6 protein-coding genes are annotated in these 6,094 nt (G+C 65.4%); 3 read left to right on the top strand and 3 right to left on the bottom strand.

Annotated features, from left to right (window positions below; all coding sequences use genetic code 11):
* The first annotated feature begins 164 nt into the window (after positions 1 to 164).
* Complete coding sequence (locus B1964_RS05550) at positions 165 to 800, top strand: TetR/AcrR family transcriptional regulator (protein WP_014359389.1); 636 nt, start codon at positions 165 to 167, stop codon at positions 798 to 800.
* A gap of 13 nt (positions 801 to 813) precedes the next feature.
* The gene (locus B1964_RS05545) at positions 814 to 3,159 is read left to right on the top strand and encodes an MMPL family transporter (RefSeq protein WP_079929153.1); all 2,346 of its coding nucleotides are present in this window, start codon (positions 814 to 816) and stop codon (positions 3,157 to 3,159) included.
* On the opposite strand, the gene B1964_RS05540 is transcribed toward B1964_RS05545, so the two are convergent.
* The 3 genes from B1964_RS05540 to B1964_RS05530 form a co-directional block, all read right to left on the bottom strand.
* Positions 3,151 to 3,600 carry an Imm63 family immunity protein gene (locus B1964_RS05540; RefSeq protein ID WP_079929152.1) on the bottom strand — a complete coding sequence of 150 codons (450 nt, stop codon included), beginning with the start codon at positions 3,598 to 3,600 and terminating at the stop codon, positions 3,151 to 3,153. The two genes, B1964_RS05545 and B1964_RS05540, sit on opposite strands and share 9 nt — an antisense overlap.
* Before the next feature lie 2 nt (positions 3,601 to 3,602).
* Positions 3,603 to 4,103 (bottom strand): TNT domain-containing protein, encoded by a 501-nt coding sequence (locus B1964_RS05535; RefSeq protein ID WP_014359386.1) that lies wholly within the window; start codon positions 4,101 to 4,103, stop codon positions 3,603 to 3,605.
* 304 nt (positions 4,104 to 4,407) lie between these two features.
* Entirely contained in the window at positions 4,408 to 4,728 is a 321-nt protein-coding gene (locus tag B1964_RS05530; protein ID WP_014359385.1) for a putative quinol monooxygenase, read from the bottom strand.
* Between the two features lie 158 nt (positions 4,729 to 4,886).
* Here B1964_RS05530 and B1964_RS05525 point away from each other — a divergent pair.
* Positions 4,887 to 6,094: aldehyde dehydrogenase family protein (locus tag B1964_RS05525; RefSeq protein WP_079929151.1), on the top strand; the 1,208-nt coding region annotated here is incomplete at its 3' end.

The raw sequence follows: 6,094 nt of genomic DNA, 5'->3' as shown, positions 1-6,094 counted from the left end.
CCGCAACGGCAACGGCCAGGTCGCACGTCGACACACCTCGTCGTCGGCTCGCTGATCACACTCACGTGACCCGCGTCACCTGCGGGTCGCGGTGAGACAAGCCCCTCATAATTGCACGGGTCTGCAACATTGCAGGCCCGTGCAATTTCCGTACGGTGGGAGTCATGCGTTCCTCCGGCCTGCGTGAGTCCAAGAAGGCGGCCACCCGCCTCGCCCTCGCAGAGGCCGTCCTGACCCTGGCCACCCGCGACGGCATCGACGCGGTGACCATCGACGCCGTCGCCGCCGAGGTCGGGGTGTCGGTGCGTACCTTCCACAATTACTTCACCAGCAAAGAGGACGCCCTCATCGCCTTTGTCGGCGTTCTCCTCGACCGCATCGACGACGGCGTCCGCGCCCGCCCGGAGGGCGAATCACTCTGGGATTCCCTGCGATTCGCAATGACCGAGATCGCCACCGACTCCGACACCGACCCGGAGGCGCTGGTCACCCTGCTGCGCCTGTTCGACACCGAACCCGCCCTGACCGCGCACTCCCGCAGCATCGACCTCGGCGCGTCGATCGACACCCGACTGTCGGCGATGATGGCCGCCCGCGGTGCCGACCCCGAGACCCTGCACCCCCATCTTGCGTTCACCACCGCACTGTGTGCGGCGCGGACCGCGCTCGAATTCTGGTCGGCGCACCGCGACACGGTGCACCACTCCGCCCGCGAGATGCTCGACGCCGCTTTCGATCAGCTGGGAGCCGGCATGGCACAACAACTTCCGATCACATCCCCGAGCTTGTCCAACAACTGAGGAGTTTTGTTCCGTGGCAACATTCCTGTCCCGGGTGGGCCGCTGGGCCTACACCAACCGGTTCAAGACGATCGCAGTGTGGATCTTGGTGCTGATCGCACTCGGTGTCGGCGCCGCCTTCCTGTCCAAACCCACCACCGAGAGTTTCTCGATCCCGGGCATTCCGTCCGAGCGGGCGCAGAACCTCATGGTCGAACGCTTTCCGGACAAGCCGAAATTCGGTGACGACGTCAGCGTGACCTACGTGGTGGCCACACCCAAGGGCGCATCGCTCACCGACCCGCGTTACGCCGACGCGGTGCAGCGCATGCTCGACGAGCTCAAGACCGTCGAGAAGGTGAAGAACCCCGACAAGCTCATCAATCCGCTGCAGGTCTACGGCACCCAGGCCAACCCCGGGCCCATCCGTCAGCAGCTGATCGCCTTCCAGGAGAAGACATTCGGCGCCACCCCCGAGGCCGCTGCGGCCACCGTGCAGGCCGGAGCGCCGGTCAACGCCGACGCCACCGCCGTGCAGTTCGGGGCGGGGTTCGATGTCTCGGCCGCCGCGGATGTCACCTCGTCGATGCACGACGCGATGGACAAGGTCGCCCAGACCGGCCGCGACGCCGGCCTGACCGTCGAGATGAAGGGCACCGCCACAAGCGGATTCAAGCTCAGTGAAACCTCGGAGATCATCGGTATCGGGATCGGCGCGATCATCCTGATCCTGACCTTCGCCTCCCTGGTCGCCTGGGGTATGCCGATTCTGACCGCGATCATCGGTGTCGCCGTGGGCATGCTCGGTGTATCCATCGCCACCGGCTTCTTTGACCTGAGCCAGGAAACCCCGGTGCTCGCGACGATGATCGGCCTGGCCGTCGGAATCGACTACGCGCTGTTCATCGTCTCGCGCTACCGACACGAGATACACAAGTCGGCGAGCCGCGCCGAGGCCGCCGGACGCGCAGTGGGCACCGCGGGCTCGGCAGTGGTGTTCGCCGGGTCGACGGTGGTGATCGCGCTCGCCGCGCTCGCCGTGGTCAACATCCCGTTCCTGACCGCGATGGGCATCGCCGCCGCGGGCACCGTCATCGTGGCCGTCCTGGTGGCGTTGACGTTGCTGCCCGCGATCCTGGGGCTGTTCGGCAGCAAGGCCTTTGCCGGCCGCCTACGCTTCCTCAACGCCCCCGACGTCACCGGCGATGAGTCGGTGCGCGTGCACAACGGGCAGCGCTACGTGCGGCGGGTGGTGGAGCATCCGCGCGTGATCACCGGTGTCATCGTCGTGCTGCTGATCCTGCTCGCCTTGCCGCTGGTGGGACTCAAACTGGCGTTGCCCAACGACGGCACCTCGGACCCCTCGACCACCCAGCGACAGGCCTACGACCTCGTCGCCGACGAATACGGACCCGGCTACAACGGACCGCTCGTCCTCGTGGTCGACGGACGCGGGGTCACCGGTGAACCCGAACGCGTGCAGGCCTTCGATCGCCTCGTCGATCAGGTGCGCTCCACCAACGGTGTGGCACACGCATGGATCGCCGCCGACGGCATCAACAAGGCCGGGGACACCGTCGAGATCTCCGTGATCCCCTCCAGCGCAGCCGATTCGGACCAGACGCACGATCTGGTGACCACCCTTCGTGACATGGAGTCCGGCGTCGAGAAACGTACCGGACTGACCTACGGGGTGACCGGCCAGACGGCGATCGAACTCGACGTCTCCGACCGGTTGTCGAGTTCACTGATCCCCTACGTGCTGATCGTGGTCGGTCTGGCCTTCCTGATCCTGATCGTGGTGTTCCGCTCGATCCTGGTGCCGCTGGTCGCCGCACTCGGGTTCCTGCTGTCGGTCGCGGCCACCTTCGGTGTCACCGTCGCACTGTTCACCGACGGTTGGGGCGGCATCGTCAACAACCCACAGCCGCTGGTGAGCTTCTTACCGATCATGTTGGTGGGCATCGTCTTCGGGCTGGCGATGGACTATCAGGTGTTCCTCGTGACGCGCATGCGTGAGGCCTACGTACACGGCGCCGACGCGAAACAGGCGGTCGTCGTCGGCTATCGGCACAGCGCACGCGTGGTGGCCGCGGCCGCCGCCATCATGATCTCGGTGTTCGCCGCATTCATGTTGCAGGACATGCAGTTCATCAAGGTGATGGGCTTCGCACTCGCCATCGCCGTGGTCTTCGACGCGTTCATCATCCGCATGACGCTGATGCCCGCCGTACTCACGCTGCTCGGCGACAAGGCGTGGTGGCTGCCGCGCTGGCTCGACCGCATCCTGCCCAACATCGACATCGAGGGCGAGCAACTCGGTGCCGGTACGGCACCCGATGACGAGCCCGAACGCGAACCCGTCAGCACCTCACGCTGAATCCTCCGCCGACGGCAACCCGCCGAGCACCGCGGCGTCGGCGCCACGCGAGATCAACTCCGCTCGCGTGGCGTCGAGCCATTGCCGGGCCCACCCTCGGTCGACCGATCCGAGTGCGTCGTACTGTTCCTGCCATGCCGCACGCCGGAAGTCCGGCGTACCCGTCTCGTGGAGCCGGTGGGCCCGCATCTCGGCGATCTGCTCGGCGACGATCCGCACGAACTCCTCACGATCGGTGGCCACCCGATCGGAAATGACCTGTCCCCGTTCCCGGCTCATCAGATGCCAGGAGCCGTCCGGCGCCTGCCAGCAGGACGGGAAGCCATCGTCGCGCACGAATCCGAGTTCCGGCACATCACCGGGCCGGGCGTCCATCCGGCGCGCGAGGTCCTCGATGCGTGCGCGCGTCTCGTCGTCGAGCAGGTTCGGCGGTCGGGTCACCGCTACTGCGGTCCCGGAAAGGTCTGTTGCAGGTAGCCCGCGCATCGCAGCCAGAAGACGTTCACCGTCGCTCCGCACTCCTCGTCCTTCGGTGTGACCACCAGCAGGTCGGCCACCACCTCGTATTGCAGGCCGAGGCTGGGCTGCTCGAATACCGGGGCGATCTTGCCGCTGTAGACCTTCATGGGCTTGAGCACCGTGTAGTCGTGGTAGTTGCACGATTCGGGGTAGTCGCCAACCAGGTTCACCGGGGGCAGGCCACGCTTGGCGTAAGGTGTCCCCTCGGGCGCCAAGAAGTTGCCGTACTCGCTGCCATAGCGGTCGATTCGCGTTCCGGGCGACAGGGTGAACTCACTCTTGATCGGATTGCCGTTGCCGTCGAGCACGTAGCCCTGCTTGTCGGGCCAGTTCCAGGTGTTCTTTTCGACATTCCACCACTTCTCCAGGAAAGATGTGGCGTTGAGCTTTCCGAATCGGTGGTAACCGACCAATTGCGGACCCACCGGAGCCTTGTTCGACAGCGTTTCGGGTCCGAGTCGCTTGTCTCCGTTGAACAGTTCTTTCGAGCAGCCGTGCGTGATTCCCGGAATATCCCAGCCGGATGACCCGAGATCAACCGAACCCGGTGCGGCCGAGGCAATCCCGCCGCCCGAGAGAATGATCGAGACAGAAACGCACAGAATCAACAGAACTCTGCGACGAACCATGGCCACGCCTTTCTACAAAGGTGCTCGTCACCATGGCGAGCTGCACAGATCTTAACCGCACCTCACTATTTGTACAGCCGGATCTCAGAGAAGCGCAGTCCTAATCGACCGCCATCTCCCCCAGTTCCGACCAGTCGTCCTGATCGACGGTGGTGTTGATGATCTTCGGGGTCTCGGCAAGATAGGCCGGCAGCTCGGCGGTGGCCTTCGCGAAGTGATCGCTGTTGACGTGGGCTCCCGCGGCGTCGTCGTCGAAGGCCTCGATGAGGACGTAGGCGTTCGGGTCGTCGATGCTGCGCGACCACTCGAACCAGCGATTGCCCGGTTCGGAGCGCGTGGCCTCGGTGAATTCCTTGCTCAGCGACGGCCAGGAGTCGGCGTATTCGGGCTTGATCTTCCAGGTGGCGACGATGTGGATCATGAGGATCAGCCTAGGGCGCCAACCGGCCGTTCGGTGCGTCGATCCGTCTCGTTCTGAGACAGTTCACCTGCGCTTACCGACCGCTAGCTCGGGCGCCGTCCGGGAGGGATACTGTGGGGTGGAACACACACGGGCATCAGCCCCGAGACGGAGGACACATGCGCGAGATCACCAAGTTCTACATCGATGGCCAGTGGGTCGAGCCGACCGAGCTGAATCTCATCGACGTGATCAACCCGGCCACCGAGAAGTCGGCGGGTCAGGTCGCACTCGGCACGGCCGCCGACGTCGATGCCGCCGTCGCTGCGGCGAAGCGGGCCTTCACCACCTGGGGCGTCACCTCCGTCGAGGAGCGCACCGCCGTACTCAACGCCATCGTCGCCGAGTATCAGAAGCGCATGGACGATCTGGCCGCGGCGGTCACCGAGGAGATGGGTGCTCCGGCCGGGTTGTCGAAGGCTGCTCAGGTACCGATCGGGCTGGGTCACCTCATGACCGCCGCGGCGACCCTGCCCACCTATTCGTTCGGTGAGGACCGCGGCAGCCACCGCATCGTCAAGGAACCGGTCGGCGTGTGCGGATTCATCACTCCGTGGAACTGGCCGCTCAACCAGGTGATGTGCAAGCTGGCCCCGGCCCTGGCCACCGGCTGCACCGTCGTGCTCAAGCCGTCGGAGATCGCGCCGTTCAGCGCGGCCATCGTGGCCGAGATCATGGACGCCGCAGGCGTTCCCGCCGGTGTGTTCAATCTCGTCAACGGTGACGGGCCGGGGGTCGGTGTCGCATTGTCGTCGCACCCCGACGTCGACATGATCTCCTTCACCGGTTCCACCCGGGCGGGCATCGAGGTCGCCAAGAACGCGGCCCCGTCGGTCAAGCGCGTGGCGCAGGAACTCGGCGGCAAGAGCCCCAACATCATCCTCGACGACGAGGACTTCGCGAAGAACGTCGCCGGCGGCATTGCGACGATGATGCTCAACTCGGGACAGTCGTGTAATGCGCCGAGCCGCATGCTCGTTCCCAACTCGCGGCTCGACGAGGTCGCCGAGATCGCCAAGGCCACCGGTGCCGATCTGACCGTCGGTGATCCCAACAGCAGCGTCCGGCTGGGCCCGGTGGTCTCCGAGGCCCAGTTCGACAAGATCCAGGGTCTCATCGAGCGCGCGATCGACGAGGGCGCCAACGCCGTCATCGGCGGGGCGGGTCGACCGGACGGTCTGGAGACGGGCTTCTATGTCAAGCCGACCGTGTTCACCAACGTCACCAACGACATGGAGATCGCCCGCACCGAGGTCTTCGGACCGGTGCTGGTGGTGATCGGTTACGACTCGATCGACGAGGCCATCAAGATCGCCAACGACACCGA

Origin of the sequence: Gordonia sp. i37 (assembly GCF_002043085.1) — a bacterium.
In the GTDB taxonomy this organism is placed as follows: domain Bacteria; phylum Actinomycetota; class Actinomycetes; order Mycobacteriales; family Mycobacteriaceae; genus Gordonia; species Gordonia polyisoprenivorans.
The sequence above is the reverse complement of the archived record's forward strand: the minus strand, read 5'-3'. Positions and strand labels throughout refer to the sequence as shown.